The organism is Bacillus sp. 1NLA3E (assembly GCF_000242895.2).
In the GTDB taxonomy this organism is placed as follows: domain Bacteria; phylum Bacillota; class Bacilli; order Bacillales; family Cytobacillaceae; genus Bacillus_BU.
The window spans coordinates 2,461,376-2,478,392 of record NC_021171.1; the positions used below are offsets into that span (position 1 = coordinate 2,461,376).

The following is a 17,017-nucleotide window of genomic DNA, read 5'->3' on the forward strand; positions in this document are numbered from 1 at the left end:
AAAAGGGAATCAATACTTTTTATTGGTCATTTTGATGAGTTACTCCATATTTAGCACGTTTTAAATACTGTCCTGCTCCAGCATGACCAACAAACTGTTTATTATGGATGACAAACTCACCGCGAGACAATACGGAAACCGGCTCACCTGTTACTTTCATCCCTTCAAATGCATTATAATCAACAGCCATATGGTGTGTTTCAGCTGAAATCACCCGCTCCACTGTAGGATCGAAAATGACAATGTCAGCATCTGTACCAATAGCAATCGTTCCTTTTTTCGGATATAATCCAAATAATTTTGCGGCTCTTGTTGAAGTAATTTCAACAAACTGATTGAGTGAGATCCTGCCTTTATTTACCCCTTCCGAAAAGAAAACACTGATGCGATCCTCAATAATTGGTCCCCCGTTCGGTATTTTTGAAAAATCATCTCTGCCTAGTTCTTTTTGTCCGACAAAATCAAAAGAGCATTGGTCCGATCCTAACGTTTGCAGTTGTCCCGTTTTTAATGCATTCCATAACACATCTTGATTCCACTTTTCCCGTAAAGGAGGAGACCAGACGTATTTGGCTCCTTCAAAATCAGGTTTCTCTAAATAGGATTGATCCAGAACTAAATACTGTGGACATGTTTCTCCCCAAATATCAATGCCCTTATTTCTGGCTTCGGCTATTTTTCTGGCTGCTTCTTCACAAGAAACATGGACTACATACAGTTGCGAGTTTGCCAGTTTGGTTAAAGTTGCAGCTCTTCCAGTCGCTTCCCCTTCAGCTTCTGGTGGTCTTGTTAATGCATGATATATCGGGGCTGTATTCCCTTCCTTTAATGCCTTTTTCACTAAGTAATCGATCACATCACCATTTTCTGCATGTACCATAACAAGTGCACCAAGTTCTTTTGCTGCAATCAATGTTCCGAAAAGTGTTTCATCATCTGCTTGGAACTGATTTTTATAGGCCATAAATATTTTAAAAGAGGTAATCCCTTCTTCTTCAATCATTTTTGGAAGTTCATTAAGTTTCTCCTCATTCATTTCGACAATTTGAAGGTGGAAACCGTAATCAATGACGGCCTTTTCTTTTGATTTTGCATGCCATGTATCGACTGCACTTTTAAGTGTTTTCCCTTTATTTGTTAAACAAAAATCAATCACAGTTGTCGTTCCACCAAAGGCTGCTGCAATTGTGCCTGTTTCAAAATCATCCTTTGTAACGGTGCCACCAAATGGCATATCCAAATGGGTATGTGGATCAATTCCACCAGGGAACAAATAACAGCCCTTCGCATCTATTACTTCAGCTCCGACAGTAGGCAGATGATCTCCAATTTGGGTAATGATTCCATTTTCAATACGCACATCAGCGCGATACGTATCGGTTGCAGTAACAATTAATCCATTTTTAATGATTTTTTTCACGAGATCCCCTCCAGTTAAGTTTGAAAATTCAGTTATTGTTTTTCAAGCGGGTTTTTCCACCTGATACCGACCCAATTGCTACTTGGCGCTCATTCCAGGTCATCGATGGAAGTTCACTCGGGACCTCAATCATGTCAATTGCCCCATCGACAGGACAGACGATGGAACATAAATTACAGCCAACACAATCCTCTTCTCTTACTTTTAGGAAACCTTCACCGTTTTCACTCTTCAACATTTCAATACATTGATGAGACGTGTCTTCACAGGCAATAAAACATTTATTGCAGTTGATACAAACATCAGTGTTTATTTTTGCAACAATATTGTAATTAAGATCCAGGTCACCCCAATCAGAATATTTCGGAACAGATTTCCCAACTATATCTATTACAGAGGCGATTCCCTTTTCATCCAAGTAATTATTTAATCCCTCAATCATATCCTCGACGATTCTAAATCCATGGTGCATCGCAGCAGTACAAACTTGGACTCCTGTTGCACCCATCAATAGATACTCGACTGCGTTTTGCCAGTTTGCGATTCCACCAATCCCAGAGATTGGAATCGTAATTCTTGGGTTTCTAGCACACTCCCCAACCATATGTAGAGCAATCGGTTTGACAGCTGGGCCACAATAACCGCCATGCGCTCCTTTTCCTCCAACATGTGGAATCGTATTCCAAGTATCAAGATCTACCCCTGCTAAACTATTAATCGTATTGATCATACTTAAGCAATCCGCTCCACCCCTTTCAGCCGCCTCAGCCGTTGCCGTAATATCAGTAATATTGGGTGTGAGTTTGACAATTACAGGAGTTTTCGCTACTTCTTTTACCCAGTACGTTTGTTTTTCAACCAGTGCTGGTACTTGGCCAGAAGCCGAGCCCATTCCCCGTTCTGCCATTCCATGTGGGCAGCCAAAATTGAGTTCAAGGCCATCAACGCCTACAGCTTCGACCTTTTTTACAATCTCATGCCAACTATCTTGCTTCGGCTCAACCATTAACGAAACAATGACGGCATGATCAGGGAAACGTTTTTTTGTTTCGTAAATTTCCTTTAAGTTGACTTCCAGGGGTCGATCGGTAATTAATTCAATATTGTTGAAACCCACTACCCTTTGCCCATTAAAGCTGACAGCAGCAAAGCGTGATGAAGTATTGATAATCGGTTCTCCCAATGTCTTCCAGACCACACCTCCCCAACCTGCCTCAAAAGCTCGTTGTACTTGATATCCTGAATTTGTCGGAGGAGCTGAAGCCAACCAAAATGGATTCGGTGATTGAATTCCGGCTACATTAATCCGTAAATCTGCCATGATCCTAGCCCCCTTAAATTACTGTTTCTGTCTTTATTCCTTCAGACCTAAGCTGTTTCCTCAGCAGTTTGATTCAAAAATTGATGAATGGCATAGGCAGTTTCTTTCCCTTGTTGTGCGGCAGAAACAACCATTGCTTCTCCTTGTTTTCCTTTCCCAAAAATAACATCCCCACATGCAAACACTTTCTGGTTTGATGTCTGATAAGAGTTAGTTTTAATTTTTACAACGCCACTATCGTGTTTTAGGTTAAACTTCTCAATCAAATCAACATATCTAGATTGACCGTTTGCTTTTATTACCACATCAACATCAAGTGTAAAATCCGAGCCTTTGACATGTACAGGTCGGCGTCGGCCATCTTCTCCTGGTTCTGCCAGTTCCATTTTGATGCATTCGATTCCTTTTACTATTCCTTGTTCATCGCCTACAATCTTGAGTGGTGAAGTCAGCCATCTGAATTCAACCCCATCTTGTTTGGCAAATTCATATTCAAATTCATAAGCAGTCATTTCCTCAGCAGTTCTCCTGTAAAGGATTTTGACATTGTCAGCACCAAGACGAATCGAACTAGTTGCTGCATCGATGGCTGTGTTCCCTGCTCCAATGACTGCTACCTTTTTCCCTTGGAGTTGACCTGTAATTGGTTTAGTTTTTGTGTCCCTTACAAATTCAATTGCGTCATATACACCGGCTAAATCCTCGCCACTAATGCCCAATTTTGGCACCTTCGCCATGCCAATTGCCAGAATAACGGAGTCATAGTTTTTCAGGATTTCTTCTACAGAAATATCTTTTCCCACTATGGTATTGGTTCGGATTTCAACATTCAGGTTTTTTATTTGCTTCACTTCCCAATAGGAAATATGGACTGGAAGTCGAAATGAAACAATGCCATATCTGTTTAATCCACCAGCCATCTTTTCTGCTTCAAAAATCGTGACTTGATAGCCCAGAAGCGCCAGTTCCCTCGCGGCAGATAAACCAGCGGGTCCTCCCCCAACGATGGCAACTGATTTTCCATTTTTCTGTCCTGGTTCGAACAAAACTTGCTCATTTTGGATGGTCCAGTCTGTCGAATACCGTTGTAGACTGCCAATCATAATCGGCTTTGTAGCATGATTCAGGACACAAGCGCCCTCACATAATTCTTCAGTCGGGCAGACACGTGCACAGCTTGCACCAATCGGATTTGCAGAAAAAATGGTCTTAGCAGAACCTTTTAAATTACCTGAGGCAATCTTTTTTATAAATGTTGGAATATCTATGCCTGTTGGACATGCTTTAATACAAGGGGCATCGTAGCAATACAGACAACGATTAGATTCTTCAAGAGCATCACGCTTCGTTAATCCTGGATTTATTTCTTGAAAATTCAGACTCAAATTTTCGGATGATATTCTTGAATGATTTGTAATACCCAAAAGCGATAACCTCCTTATATTCATTTCCAACATCTGACCTACTAGTTTATGTTTTTTCGCTGAAAAATTAGTTTTATCGGCAAAAAAACATGATTTATCGGTAAATTTTTAAATATATCGGTAAAATTTTGATTTTATCGGCAAACTGACAAATATTAGGACTCCGCTCTCCCTGAAATTGATTAAAATGCCACATAAATTAGATTAGCAGCACTGTTTCCAGCAAAACGTTTACACCCTTTGCACAATCTTCCCAGGTTGTTAGTTCCTCCTCACAATGACTCTTTCCATTGATACTTGGAACGAAAATCATCGCTGTTGGCACAAAGCTTGCTATGAATTGTGAGTCATGCCCTGCTCCGCTTACCATCCTTTTATAGGAATATCCTAATGACTGTGTTGATTTTTCTAACAAATTGCAAATTTGTTGATCAAACCATACCGTGGAGCGATCCCATAATTTCACCGCGTTAATATCACATCCCTCATTAGCTGGGAAGAGTATTAAGCCTTGGATAATCTCCTCAACTTGTTTAATAACCGTTGGATCTTTATGTCTTGCTTCCAAAGTAAAGACTACTTTATTGGGAATGACTGTGTGTACGTTAGGAAAAACATTCATTCTACCTATTGTGAAAACTAAATCTTTTTCAAGAGGACCAAGCATTTTCCGGGCTTCGCTGATTAAATTATTTGCAGCAAAAAGTGCATCTTTTCTCATCTCCATTGGCGTTGTACCGGCGTGGTCTGATTCCCCAGTGACTTCAAATTCATAACAAACCATTCCCAGCACACATTCCACAACACCTATTGACTTAGACTCCCTCTCAAGTATCGGCCCTTGTTCAATGTGCAATTCTAAAAAGGCTGTTGCTTTTTTTAAACGAGACTCTTCTAAGCCAACATAACCAATTGATTGCAAGGCTGTTTCAAATGTAATACCATTCACATCAGTTTTTTTTAACATGGTCGATTTATCGAACTTACCTGACAACACTCCAGATGCCATCATTGATGGTTCAAACCTGGCTCCCTCCTCATTGGTGATATTGGCGATCATCAGGGGAATTCGAGGTTTAATATTATTTTCTACAAAAAAACGTGCTACTTCTAAACCGGCCACGACTCCTAATACTCCATCAAATCGTCCGCCTTTTTTGACTGTGTCTAAATGAGAACCGATGACGACTGGCGGCTCATTTTCTACCCCAGCCAAAGTAGCGTATATATTCCCCATATCATCGATTTCAATTGCCATCCCTAATTCATCACAGCATGTGCAAAAATAATCTCTTGCAAGGCGATCTTCCCCAGATAACGCTAAGCGAGTTACGCCATTGTTTGCTGTCCGTCCGAAGTTGGCAAATTGTTCGATTGTAGTTTTTAAGCGTTCGCTACTGATAAATAATTTTTGTTGTTCCATCATCTTTGACTCCCCCTTTTTAATCAACCCCAACACACTCAAAGGGGACATTTCCAAATTGACAATATGCTGATTAATAATGTCTATGCTTGTAATAGTAAAATAAACAGTTTTTCTTTCAACAATGTGCACTGTTTGTTGATTCTGTTTTTTTTCAAACAAAAAAAACAGAGAAGATATTCTCTGCTTCTTTACCGTAATGAATTAGCTATGTCCGATGAAGCCCTGACAGTTACCAGTCTTTTTATTTTTATAAGGGGATGAATCTTTTCCCCCTTTTTTGGGCTTTATGGTTTGCTCCAGTATTCATAAATAACTTCTTTAAAAAATTCTTCTAGATCACTTTTTTTCTGCCTTTTTAACCATTCAGCTTGATCGATTGGCAAATTTAATTTTATTGTGACCTTTTCATTAGGCATTTCATATTTTCTTATATCTGCTAAAGTGATACCTTCATCTATTATTGGGAAAACAGGGTCATCCTCTTTTACCATTAAAAAATCTTGATACTCGTCAATATCATTCAGATCACAGTACAAATTTAGTTGCGGTAATTCCCTTGAAAAACCTTGGGGATGCATGATGGTATTTATCAATCTCCCATTCGATAGTTCAATTTCTAAAATTAAATTCTCTTCATCTCGGAATTTTTTTAAAACAATTTCACTTACAATCATCGACAATTCTAATGTATATCCAGAACTTGACTCAAAGATATATATCGCACTATTAAAAATATGAATAATTTCACCATCAATTTTCACTGATTTGACTTCAACCATTTGATACTCTTCCTTTCACAAATTATTTATTATAAAAGGTTTGCTCTCCTAATGAAACTATCATACTTAAATAATCTCTTATTCGCAAAATTATAAAACCCATTCTAATTTATAACTTTTTTCAAATATCACATTCTAATTTTCAGAATTTATTGACAATTTAACAAAACCTTATTACACTTTATTTATAAACCTATTAGGATTTATTTTAAAGGAGGGGTTATTGTTGATGACTTTAAATGGAAAAGTAGCAGTTATTTCGGGTGCAGGAAGTGGTTTAGGAAAGGAAACGGCAATAGCCTTTGCGAAAGCAGGAACAAACCTAGTCATTTGCGGTCGTCATTTTGGCAAATTGGAAGTGGTTGAAGACCTAATCACCAGCCAGTACAATGTGGAGGTTTTATCCGTCCGCGCTGATGTTTCAGTAGAATCGGATGTTGAAATGCTCATTGATAAAGCCTATGAAAAGTTTAAAAGAATTGATATTTTAATCAATAACGCAGCCGTTTTTAATCATTTTGACGTTATCGATTGCCCACTAGATTCTTGGGAATATCTTATTCATAATAATGCAACAAGTGTATTTTTAATGATGAGAAAATGTTTACCATTGATGAGGAAACAACAGTCTGGTCATATAATAAATCTTACTTCCGGATTAGTAAAAGAAGGTGCTGCCGGCTTCGGTGCCTATACAGCAAGCAAAGCTGCTGTTGAAGCACTTTCTTTTTCCGTTGAGGATGAAGAACATAAAAATGGAATACAAGTACACGTCTTTAATCCTGGTGTAATGAAGACAGGGTTGATGCACATCGGTGATGATCCAGCAAATGTAGCCCCCTATATACTTGAATTAGCTAAGAGAAAGTCAACTCATGAAAAAAAGGTTATCCAATTGGAAGATTTATCGCACTCTGTCAAAGCTCGGAAGTAAATAGTAGCTTTTATATAAAAAACCCACTAATCGTCATAATGATGAGTGGGTTTTTTATATGGCCTTCCCCTTGAAATTAAGATCTTTCTACTGAAATAATGTGCTGTAAAAAAAATATTTAAAAAAATCAAAAAAATGCTAGTCGTTTTCTTTTCCGTGTTATATAATAAAAAAATACTAACACACTGTTATATAACACTATAAATTAATATAATGATAAGATATCTTTTGATTCTTGAAAATGAAAAAAAATCTAGGAAAAAGGGGTAATGGAATATGAACAAAACAGACTCAATTGCACGTAGAATACTAGGGTGGAAATTAAACAGATGGGATAGATGGTACGATTACGAAAAGGGTGTTTTCATTCATGATTCTGAATTTCAACCCGAACAAAATCTTGACCACGCCATGATAATCGTTGAAAAATTAGAGGAAATCGGGTTTTCATATACAACAAATGGAGTTTCAGAGGTTAGTTTTAATGACGTACGCGCAAAGGGCGAAACGTTACAACAAGCAATCATCAATGCAGCCTACTCAATCATTGAAAAAATCTCAATAACTGAGAGCGGTCGAATTTGGCGTCAAATTTGCTAAAACGAAAGACCATTGTAAAAAGACCCACTTTGATTAAAAAAATCGGTATTTTACTTAATAAACTATAAAAAAGGAAGCTGATCCCCTACTTTGATAGTAGATAATCAGCTTCTTTTTCTTTGTTGATTTTTTTCTCAATAAAAAGTATTGATAAAGGTAAAGAACGTGTCAAATTAGGTGCGTTTTTTTATCTATTTATTTTAGTAGATAAAGTACCGAGAAGAAGTGGCAAATGGTTCCACCTAGGACGAATAAGTGCCAAACTGCGTGATGATGTTTAAATAATCTCCACATATAGAAAACCGCTCCCACCGTATAGAGAAGTCCACCAATTACCAATAGAAGAAAACCAGTTGGATGAATGTTTGAGGATAAATCATTCCAAGCGAAAACGATCAACCAACCCATAAAAACATAAAGAAAAGTAGATGCGAAAAGGTATTTTTTTACGAAAAAAGATTTAAATAGGGTTCCCCCTATTGCAAGACCCCACACGATTCCAAACAAAGTCCACCCTACCCATCCCTTCACCGCAATGAACAGAAATGGTGTATATGTACCAGCAATTAAGAAATAAATCGCGGAATGATCCATAATTTCAAAAAAATCTTTGGCACGTCCAGGCCGAAACGCGTGAACTAGTGTTGAAGAGGTATATAAAAGAACCATTGTTACCCCAAATAATGTGAAGCTGACAATATGCCAGGCGTTACCATAAAGAGAGGAGAAAACGATTAAAATAACCAGTCCTGCCACACTTAATAACGCACCGATTCCGTGGGTAATTGAATTTGATATTTCTTCTTCTTTTGAATAAATATGTGTGTTCGCCAAAATTCTTCCTTCCTTTCACTAAAAACATAAACCATTCATTATTTAGATTATGAATTTGCTCTGTTAAAATAAAATGTTGATTTCCGTTCCAGGCGCTTTGCGCACCTTAGGGGCGGGCGGTGAGCCTCCTCGGCGCTAAAGCGCCTGCGGGGTCTCACCTGTCCCGCTACTCCCGCAGGAGTCTTCGCTGTATCCGCTCCAATCAACATTGTGCAAAAAATCAACATGACCTTTAACACAGCCTATGTATTAAATAAGATTTGTATTTATCTCATTATATATAGAGAGGAAACTAATTCCATCCCTAATTGTACCTACATTAACGGTTTCAAACAAGTTACACGAAAAAGGCTTGGACGATCTGCGAAAAAAAGTGAATCGCCAAAATACTGTAACCTAAGTCACAGATATTTTTATGGGATAGGATATTATTATGAAAGGAAAGAATTTAAAGTGAAAAATTAAGGGAGCTTCTAATATGACAAGATATGCACAACAGAGAAATTTTTTAAAGTCTAACTTTAGTGAAATTAAGAAGATAAAAACAGATAAAATAAAAGGAATCCCTAAACCAACACAGGTTAAGCCTTATGACCAGCTTTCTTTCTGATGAATTTAAAAGTCTTCAGGAGTTGTCCTACCTACTATGGGCTACGCAGGGTATTACTACAACCAATAAAGCTGGACTTACCCTTCGTACTGTCCCGTGCAGTGGTGCAACACATACCTTTGAAACCTATTTATTCATTACCAGAGTTAAAGGAATACAACAGGGGATCTACCGATATCTTCCAGTAGAGCACAAACTCTTATTTATGTTTGAATTAGAGGAAATAGATAATAAGATAGATGAAATTACTCTCGAACAACCTTTTGTACCCAATTTCGCGAAAAAAGCTGCAGTGGTATTTGCATGGAGTACGACTCCATATCGCTCAGAGTGGAAGTATGATATCTCAGCTCTTGAACTACCCCTCCTTAACACCCTTACGGGTTGTTTTGAAGAAGGGGATTCCTAAGAACACCAGTGTATCCACCAGTTATTGATTAGGCGATCCCCGCAGTCCCTGCGGTTAGAAGTCTTAGGGCTTCGTTTTTTAGATTGATTCCTGCGTTAATATCTCGATTATGATAGGTATGACATTTAGGGCATTCCCATTCACGTAATCCGAGATTTTTAACGTCTTTGTTTTTGTAGCCACAACTAGAACAAAGTTGGCTACTAGCGAAGTTTTTTGAAACGGTTACCACTTGTCTACTGTACCATTTCGCTTTGTATTCGATCATACATTTGAATTGTGACCAAGATACTTCGCTGATTGCTTTAGCAAAATGGTGGTTCTTTAACATGTTGGATACGGACAAGTCTTCCATCCCAATAATGTCGTGGTTTTTGACAATCTTGGAAGAAATCTTGTCCAAATAATCTTTTCTTGCATTCACAATTTTTTCATGAATACATGCGACTTTTCTTTTGGCTTTATACCAGTTCGCACCACCTATCGTTCGTCTGCTCATAACTTTTTGCGCATGAACTAATTTTTCTTCTAATGAACGAAAAAACTTCGGATTAGGGTAAATCGTTCCATCCGAAAGAATAGCGAAATCTTTCAGTCCTACATCAATACCAATTGCTGAATTAGTTTTAGGCAATTCTTTTACTTCTGATTCAGTAGCTAAAGAAACAAAATATTTTCCAGAGGGGTTTCTTCTGATGGTGGCACTTATAATACGGCCTTCGACTTCACGACTTTTTGCAAAACGGACGTACCCTAGTTTGGGGAGTTTGATGTGGTTGTCTATGACAGCTATATTTCCGTTTGTATATTTTGTTGTATAAGATTGCACTGGATTCTTTTTTGACTTAAAGCGAGGTTGTTTATTTTGCTTTTTGTAGTAGCGATCATAGGAATCAGCTAAATTTTCTACTGATTTTTGCAAAGCAATACTATCGACTTCTTTCAAAAATGAGTACTCTTTCTTCAGTTCAGGAAGCGATTTAACAGTTTCAAATTTGTTTAGGAATTTGCCTTTCCAGTTATTTGCTGGGAGCTGACCATTTTGCCTCATTTCTTCGACGATATACCAGTAAGCATCTTTTTCTTTTTGTTTACCAAGAAAGAAATTGAATACAAATCTTGAACAGCCAATGGTTTTGTTAATCTGTTCAATTTGTTTTTTATTTGGGTAGATGCGGAACTTGTAAGCCTTGTTTACTAGCATATATTTCACCTCGCCTCACAAGAACATTCGTTCTTATTATAACACAAGGAAGAAAGTTTTGGCTATCGCCAACCTACATTCATCCCCTCCCTACACATTGGGCTTCGCCCTTCACATTCCTTGAGGAAGGGGTATTCTGTCGGAAGGATGATAAAAAATCCTAATTGATATTGGCCATGTATGTCAGAATCTTTATTTAGCTAGTGAATCTATTGGAGCAGGGGCTTGTGCTATTGGTATTTATGATCAAAAGCTAATTGACGGGATTTTAAAATTAGATGGGGACGAGGAATTTGTGCTTTACCTAGCTGCCGTTGGAAAGAAACGAAAATAATCCTATAAGAATCACCGGCTAGACCGTTTGTATTTGGCAAAGAAACTTATAAAAAACGAAGAGAATCAATATTATTGATTTCTCTCCGTTTTTTTCTTTAGCCCCCATATAGTGAAACAACCTCTAAAACAAGTTTTATTGGATGCAACGGGACCCTGGTGATTCTTAGCTATTAACTAACTCTTGCTTCTCAAATGCTAAAATAGCAGCTTCTGCCACTTGGGTATCATTTGCTACGGAGCTGCCACTTACACCCACTGCACCGACAACCTTCCCATCCTCAACTAACGGGATTCCACCACCAAAAACAACTATTTTTCCATTATTGGTTGTATTTAATCCATATAATTCGCTATTTGGAATTGTAGCACTTGCTAGATTAGAAGTTGGCATTTTTAATGCAACAGATGTCCAAGCCTTATTTTGAGCTATTTCAATACTTGCTATCCAAGCGTCATCCATACGGTGAACAGCAATTAAATTCCCTCCTTCATCAACAATGGTAATCACCATCGCTACACCAAGATCCTTTGCTTTTCTTTCTGATGCCTCAATTAGTTTCTTCGCCAGTTTTAAGGTTAATTTTGTCATTTGAATCCTCCTCGTATTATTCTAAAAATTAAGAGTTTTACTCTCTCAACCACAATATCTACAATAATAGTAATTTTATGTAAATACCATAAACCTGTTAAATAACCTGACATAGTTTTTAACACCTAGCCGCAAAAAAATATAATAGATTTTAAAAAAGACATTTTTATAGCAATAACAAAAAATGAAAGAGGCACCACCCAATTTTAGGATGACACCTCTCTACAGGATCTTTTTATTTAATAAGTTCACTATTCCACTCCTGGATTTAGATGATCTTGACTACTGCTTGGGGTGTGGTCGAGCGAAAGTTCCTTTTTCGGAAAATGGATGCTGAAGGTGGTTAAATCATCATTAGATACACACTTCATAAAACCATCATAGCGCTCAACAATCTTCCTGCAAACATACAAACCAATCCCAGTTCCTAATTCCTTTGTTGTGAAAAAAGGTTCAAATATCGAGTCAATGTATTCACTTCCAATACCTGGCCCGTTATTTGACACTTTAATTACCTGTTCGCCTGATTCAGTTGTGGCGATTACTTTCAAATTCCTTGGACGTTCTTTTTGTTTTAGTGCGTCAATTGAATTGATAAAAAGGTTTAATAATACTTGTTTTAACTCATTTTTATTGGCTTTAATGGAGAAATCAGAAGGTATATCAATCTCAACAATTATGCTTTCATCGACGATACTTGCATAAGTTAATTGTTGAATTTCATTAACTAGATTCATGACAAAAATTTCCTCACTAAGTTCCTCATTAAACTCAGCTTTCGAAGTATGGAGAAATTGCGTTATCCGGAAATTAAGCTGATTCAATTCATAATCAATGATATCTAAATATTTTAAATTAGGGTTCTCTCTTTTAAGGAGCTTATTAAACCCAATTACTGCAGTTAAGGGGTTTCTGAATTCATGAACAAAACTAGATGATATTTGTCCCAATAATGCCAATTTATCTTTGTGATTTTCGCTAATAAAGAGGGTTTTTTCATCGATCATTTCATTTTTCAGATTTGTATATCTAGTAACTGCATGATAGCTAAACGTATCAAAATGTTTGTTGATGACATCGATGTACATTTGCATATAATTTATTGGAATATTTGCCTTAAAAATATTTTTAACAAAAATATTTCTCCCTAAATTAATATTGTAAAGAAAATCCCCAATATTAATGTTTGCATTAAGCCGTTCATTTGCAACCTTATAAGCCAATTCTTTCAGTACATCTTCGGACATAGATCCTTTTATGGTATTCATGACCAGAGAGTACATTTGAGATCCATTTTCTTTTATTCTTCCTTTGAAAGGATCAATTTCTTCGATCAATATGGATTCGTTCCATTCATTTAAAAACAAGGGTTGTTGCTCTTCTAGAAAGTCGACCAATACTTCTTTATAACATACTTTTTTCAATGTGGATTCCAATTTATTGTCCCACCTCTTCCTTTGGAAACTTTCGATTTCATATAATTTAAACATTCGACAAAATCCAACGGTTTCCTCCAATATTTTTGACATAAAAATCGACATAGCCAGACTTTGCCTAATAAAAAGAACCTATTTTCTTATAGAAATAGGTTCAGCAAACTAATGGAAGTTCGTTTTTTATAACCCCTTCCACCAGGTAGAGGTTGGATAATCCGTTGAGTCAAGATGGAGGATTTCCCCAATTTTAGGTGTTGAAATGGTAACATTATACTTTTTAGCCGCTTCAGTTACTCGTTCAATTGGATCAGTCCAATCATGGAACGATAAAGTGAAAGCACCCCAATGGATTGGTATCATCATCTTCCCGTCTAGGTCAAGGTGTGCTTGGACCGTTTCTTCTGGAACCATGTGGATAGAAGCCCAACGCTTATCGTATTGACCGCATTCCATTAAAGTTAGATCAAAAGGACCGAATTTTTCGCCAATCTCTTTAAAATGGGGGCCATACCCACTATCTCCACAAAAAAAGATGTTGGTTTGTTCCCCTTTTATAACCCATGAGGACCATAAAGTTGCGTTCCGGTCTGTTAAGCTACGTCCCGAGAAATGACGCGATGGTGTACAAACCAATTGCAAATCCCCATCCATTGCATGATCCCACCAATCGAGTTCCTTAATAATTGCAGGATTTACCCCCCATCTTACTAAATGGCTTCCAACACCAAGTGGCACAATAAATTGATTAACCCTCCCTTTTAGCCTTTTAATTGAGCTGTGATCCAGATGATCATAATGATCATGAGAGATTAAAACAATATCAATTGGTGGAAGATCCTCGATGTCTATCGGTAATTTCTTGTTAAAGCGACCCATTCCAACGAGCGGTATGGGTGAGGGTGATTTACCGAACATCGGATCGATTAACAATGATTTTCCTTCCAATTCTATATAAAAGGTAGAATGGCCAAACCAAATAAACTTTGGTTTGGAGCTATACTTTAATCTAAGCGGTTTGTTCACGATTTCAATTGGCAACTTCTTTTGAGGTCGTCTGTTGGGATTACCCTTAATAAATTCCTTCAATGTGGAAAATATCCATTCATTCTCCCTGCTTACTCCCATTGTTGTAGGAATCAAATTAACAAATTTTCTTTTCTCAGAGAAGTTAGCAGATTGTTCGAATTTTGCCCTCATCTCCTTTGTAGCTCTTCCACCAAAGGGAGGGTAATAGGTTAAAAATAGATATCCTAAAATGCCGATACCTCCAAAAATAATAGCAATCAATTTTATTCCTCTTTCCCAAAAATTAATGGTCCCTGTTCACAATATAATTCATTAAATGCTTCAAAAAAGTGGTTTTACGTGGTAATTCTCGCAAAGCTTCAATTGCAAGACAGTAATGATCCCACATTGCTTTTCTGGCACCCTCAGAACCTAGGATAGATACAAAAGTAGAATTGTTGTTTTCAGCATCTTTGCCTATGGGTTTTCCAAGTATGGCCAAATCTCCCTCAACGTCTAACAAATCATCTTTAATCTGAAAGGCAATACCTGCATGTTGAGAAAATTTTTTTAAAGCGTCTATTTCCTCCATCTTTGCATGAGCAAGGATGGCCGGCATGATAAGGGAAGCTTCGAATGCTAACCCAGTTTTATAAAAACACATCATATTCAATTGGTCCAGTGTCAATTGTTTCCCTTTGGAATCCAAGTCCAACGCCTGTCCCTTACACATATCCTCTGCTATTTGTGTGGAATATTGAATCAAATTAAGTAAGGTCTTTGAATCAAATTCTTCAAGTGACGTTTGTTCCCCAATCGCCTTCTGGGTCAGATAGAGACCAGTTAATTCCGCTATGGCAGTGGTGGACGACATATGGATGGTTGGCCGACCCCTGCGAGTGGATGCATTATCCTGGGATGGCAGATCATCGAAGATTAATGACGCAGTATGCATATACTCCAAGGATCGGAGAAGTGGCAAAATCGCTGAACTTTTTAACCCATACCCCTTAACGCCCATGACCCAAGCGATAATTGGCCTTAGCCGTTTTCCATCACCATCAAGACTGTAATTTGCAGCGTCAACGATTGGCTCATTCAAAGAAACGGTTTCAATTTTAGGGATTTTTAAGATACTGTTAATTTGATTTCGTACGGTTTCGATTGTATCTAAAAATTCTTCCTGCTCCTTCCTTTCATTTTTTAGCATGGTTATCATATGATCACGAAGAAGTTTGTCAAAGAAATCCACATCGTCCGCTTTCCGAACCATTTTTTGGATTAGAGTGTTGAATTTTGGATTCCCAGAAGAAAATAACAACATAACTTCGTTGTATTTTTTCGTTCCCATTCTTTCTTTGAATCGCTTCAAACCGTTTATTGCACGATCTAGAATCACTTCACATGTCTTGGGGTCTGTGTGATATACGTTATGGATTAAATTGGAGATGACTGTCCAGTATAATTCAAAAGGGTTAATAAGATCCGAGCGTTTATCATGATATTTCAAATAATAAGTATAAGGGGTAACGGCACTATCCTTCATGTCATCAAACATATCTGCAAAATCATCCGCCAGCTGGTTGTATATTCCATAAAAGAATGTTCTGTTGTCAAATCCTTCGTCAAGAGGAGCACTGATTACTGAACGGGCAATCAATCGTGAAAAAGAAGATTTTAAGATGATTGGGATATAAAGCTCCTCATTGGTGTAATTTGGATTGGATAAATCCTTTTCGCGGTCCACTTCCTGGGAATTAAAAAACACATACGATTGCTCAAAAAATTTTTTTATTGTCCCTGGTCGTTGTTTGGCCTTAATATACTCAAAAGCATCTCGGAGTTCCGAATGAATAAAACGGATTAAAACCGCGTTATTTCCAGCCCACTCTCCCAATTCCGGAACAGTTCCAGTGATAAGGGTGGTCCGTATCAAATCAGAATATTGTTTTTTCTCTTCAGCGGATAAGACTTTTGCATCCAAAAGGTCGTCAATAAAGGGATATGTAAGACCATAGGAATAACCTAACCTAATCGCTTCATCAAGTTTCTGAGCTCGTACATCAGCTGTTACACCATCATCCATCTCTATAACTTCATGCATCAGGACCCCAGCAGTAATTTTAATCAGTTTTCTCTGGGCTTGTTCAGCATCCAACCCCCTTGGAATATTGGAGGATATTGTTTTTAGTTTGTTAACTAGCCAAATCATGGTCGATTCAATGCCTTCCGACTGGGCTTTCCGGTACAACCCAGCCATGTTAAACATCTCAGTTTGGTCAACTTGTTCCGTTTCGTTGGAATGAATCAATTGATTTTTCAAACTGTCAACCACGCGTCGAATACTGGTTTGTGTCTCTTTTGAGTCTAGTGCTTTGCCAAGGTCCCTCATGAAAATATATGAAATACTTCGATCCAGGTAATGATCAAGTTTGCCTGTACGATCCAACCATTGGATATAATTGTGATAATCCTCGGGACTAGGTTTTCCCTTTCCACCCGAAAATAGGGAAAATAACGAATGATGACGGATATGGTTGTGTTTCCAGGATTGAATATCTTTTGTTAGTGTAGAAACATAGGTCTTTTGTGAGACCAGCACATTTAGTGATTTAAAATAATGGGAAGCCCTCTGCTCTACAAGCCGATAACACTCATCAGCATTCTTTATTAACTCCTCACTCATACCA

The 17,017-nt window shown here is 37.6% G+C and carries 15 protein-coding genes; 4 read left to right on the forward strand and 11 right to left on the reverse strand.

Translation table 11 applies throughout. The annotated features are described in order from the left end of the window. Positions 1–19: 19 nt before the first annotated feature. The 5 genes from hydA to B1NLA3E_RS11715 form a co-directional block, all read right to left on the reverse strand. Complete coding sequence (hydA, locus tag B1NLA3E_RS11695) at positions 20–1,420, reverse strand: dihydropyrimidinase (protein ID WP_015594043.1); 1,401 nt, start codon at positions 1,418–1,420, stop codon at positions 20–22. Between the two features lie 28 nt (positions 1,421–1,448). Then, on the reverse strand, positions 1,449–2,741 hold the full coding sequence (gene preA, locus B1NLA3E_RS11700; RefSeq protein ID WP_015594044.1) for an NAD-dependent dihydropyrimidine dehydrogenase subunit PreA: 1,293 nt from the start codon (positions 2,739–2,741) through the stop codon (positions 1,449–1,451). Between the two features lie 47 nt (positions 2,742–2,788). Then, positions 2,789–4,165 carry an NAD(P)-dependent oxidoreductase gene (locus tag B1NLA3E_RS11705; RefSeq protein WP_015594045.1) on the reverse strand — a complete coding sequence of 459 codons (1,377 nt, stop codon included), beginning with the start codon at positions 4,163–4,165 and terminating at the stop codon, positions 2,789–2,791. Between the two features lie 199 nt (positions 4,166–4,364). Next, on the reverse strand, positions 4,365–5,588 hold the full coding sequence (locus B1NLA3E_RS11710) for a Zn-dependent hydrolase (RefSeq protein WP_041581056.1): 1,224 nt from the start codon (positions 5,586–5,588) through the stop codon (positions 4,365–4,367). A gap of 287 nt (positions 5,589–5,875) precedes the next feature. Then, positions 5,876–6,370 (reverse strand): hypothetical protein, encoded by a 495-nt coding sequence (locus B1NLA3E_RS11715; RefSeq protein ID WP_015594047.1) that lies wholly within the window; start codon positions 6,368–6,370, stop codon positions 5,876–5,878. Between the two features lie 229 nt (positions 6,371–6,599). Between B1NLA3E_RS11715 and B1NLA3E_RS11720 the strand changes: the two genes are divergently transcribed. Together B1NLA3E_RS11720 and B1NLA3E_RS11725 are read left to right on the forward strand one after the other, a co-directional pair. Beyond that, complete coding sequence (locus tag B1NLA3E_RS11720; RefSeq protein ID WP_015594048.1) at positions 6,600–7,304, forward strand: SDR family oxidoreductase; 705 nt, start codon at positions 6,600–6,602, stop codon at positions 7,302–7,304. Between the two features lie 276 nt (positions 7,305–7,580). Beyond that, a complete protein-coding gene (locus tag B1NLA3E_RS11725) occupies positions 7,581–7,904 on the forward strand; it encodes a BC1872 family protein (RefSeq protein WP_015594049.1) in 324 nt (107 codons plus the stop codon). Between the two features lie 195 nt (positions 7,905–8,099). Here the strand turns inward: B1NLA3E_RS11725 and trhA are convergent, their stop codons facing one another. Then, complete coding sequence (gene trhA, locus B1NLA3E_RS11730; protein WP_015594050.1) at positions 8,100–8,738, reverse strand: PAQR family membrane homeostasis protein TrhA; 639 nt, start codon at positions 8,736–8,738, stop codon at positions 8,100–8,102. A 590-nt stretch (positions 8,739–9,328) separates the two neighbouring features. Here trhA and B1NLA3E_RS11735 point away from each other — a divergent pair. After that, positions 9,329–9,757, forward strand: coding sequence for a SagB/ThcOx family dehydrogenase (locus B1NLA3E_RS11735; protein WP_015594051.1), 429 nt, complete (start codon positions 9,329–9,331; stop codon positions 9,755–9,757). 28 nt (positions 9,758–9,785) lie between these two features. On the opposite strand, the gene tnpB is transcribed toward B1NLA3E_RS11735, so the two are convergent. Continuing rightward, positions 9,786–10,961 carry an IS200/IS605 family element RNA-guided endonuclease TnpB gene (gene tnpB / locus B1NLA3E_RS11740; RefSeq protein ID WP_015594052.1) on the reverse strand — a complete coding sequence of 392 codons (1,176 nt, stop codon included), beginning with the start codon at positions 10,959–10,961 and terminating at the stop codon, positions 9,786–9,788. A gap of 169 nt (positions 10,962–11,130) precedes the next feature. Between tnpB and B1NLA3E_RS26020 the strand changes: the two genes are divergently transcribed. Further along, positions 11,131–11,295, forward strand: coding sequence for a nitroreductase family protein (locus tag B1NLA3E_RS26020; RefSeq protein WP_442852664.1), 165 nt, complete (start codon positions 11,131–11,133; stop codon positions 11,293–11,295). A 165-nt stretch (positions 11,296–11,460) separates the two neighbouring features. Here B1NLA3E_RS26020 and B1NLA3E_RS11745 read toward each other — a convergent pair whose 3' ends face one another. The 4 genes from B1NLA3E_RS11745 to B1NLA3E_RS11760 all read right to left on the reverse strand — a co-directional run bounded on the left by B1NLA3E_RS11745 (position 11,461) and on the right by B1NLA3E_RS11760 (position 17,013). Next, positions 11,461–11,886 carry a GlcG/HbpS family heme-binding protein gene (locus tag B1NLA3E_RS11745; protein ID WP_015594053.1) on the reverse strand — a complete coding sequence of 142 codons (426 nt, stop codon included), beginning with the start codon at positions 11,884–11,886 and terminating at the stop codon, positions 11,461–11,463. Between the two features lie 251 nt (positions 11,887–12,137). Then, positions 12,138–13,322: a sensor histidine kinase gene (locus B1NLA3E_RS11750; RefSeq protein WP_051120150.1), complete on the reverse strand. Its 1,185-nt coding sequence runs from the start codon at positions 13,320–13,322 to the stop codon at positions 12,138–12,140. A 180-nt stretch (positions 13,323–13,502) separates the two neighbouring features. Next, positions 13,503–14,609 (reverse strand): MBL fold metallo-hydrolase, encoded by a 1,107-nt coding sequence (locus B1NLA3E_RS11755; protein WP_015594055.1) that lies wholly within the window; start codon positions 14,607–14,609, stop codon positions 13,503–13,505. Positions 14,610–14,631: 22 nt separating this feature from the next. Continuing rightward, positions 14,632–17,013 (reverse strand): polyprenyl synthetase family protein, encoded by a 2,382-nt coding sequence (locus B1NLA3E_RS11760; protein WP_015594056.1) that lies wholly within the window; start codon positions 17,011–17,013, stop codon positions 14,632–14,634. Positions 17,014–17,017 lie beyond the last annotated feature (4 nt).

Coding starts and splice junctions, on each gene's coding strand:
- B1NLA3E_RS11720 (WP_015594048.1), top strand. CDS start 6,600: ATGACTTTAAATGGAAAAGTAGCAGTTATTTCGGGTGCAGGAAGTGGT.
- B1NLA3E_RS11745 (WP_015594053.1), bottom strand. CDS start 11,886: ATGACAAAATTAACCTTAAAACTGGCGAAGAAACTAATTGAGGCATCA.
- B1NLA3E_RS11725 (WP_015594049.1), top strand. CDS start 7,581: ATGAACAAAACAGACTCAATTGCACGTAGAATACTAGGGTGGAAATTA.
- B1NLA3E_RS11715 (WP_015594047.1), bottom strand. CDS start 6,370: ATGGTTGAAGTCAAATCAGTGAAAATTGATGGTGAAATTATTCATATT.
- tnpB (WP_015594052.1), bottom strand. CDS start 10,961: ATGCTAGTAAACAAGGCTTACAAGTTCCGCATCTACCCAAATAAAAAA.
- preA (WP_015594044.1), bottom strand. CDS start 2,741: ATGGCAGATTTACGGATTAATGTAGCCGGAATTCAATCACCGAATCCA.
- B1NLA3E_RS11760 (WP_015594056.1), bottom strand. CDS start 17,013: ATGAGTGAGGAGTTAATAAAGAATGCTGATGAGTGTTATCGGCTTGTA.
- B1NLA3E_RS11735 (WP_015594051.1), top strand. CDS start 9,329: ATGACCAGCTTTCTTTCTGATGAATTTAAAAGTCTTCAGGAGTTGTCC.
- B1NLA3E_RS11710 (WP_041581056.1), bottom strand. CDS start 5,588: ATGGAACAACAAAAATTATTTATCAGTAGCGAACGCTTAAAAACTACA.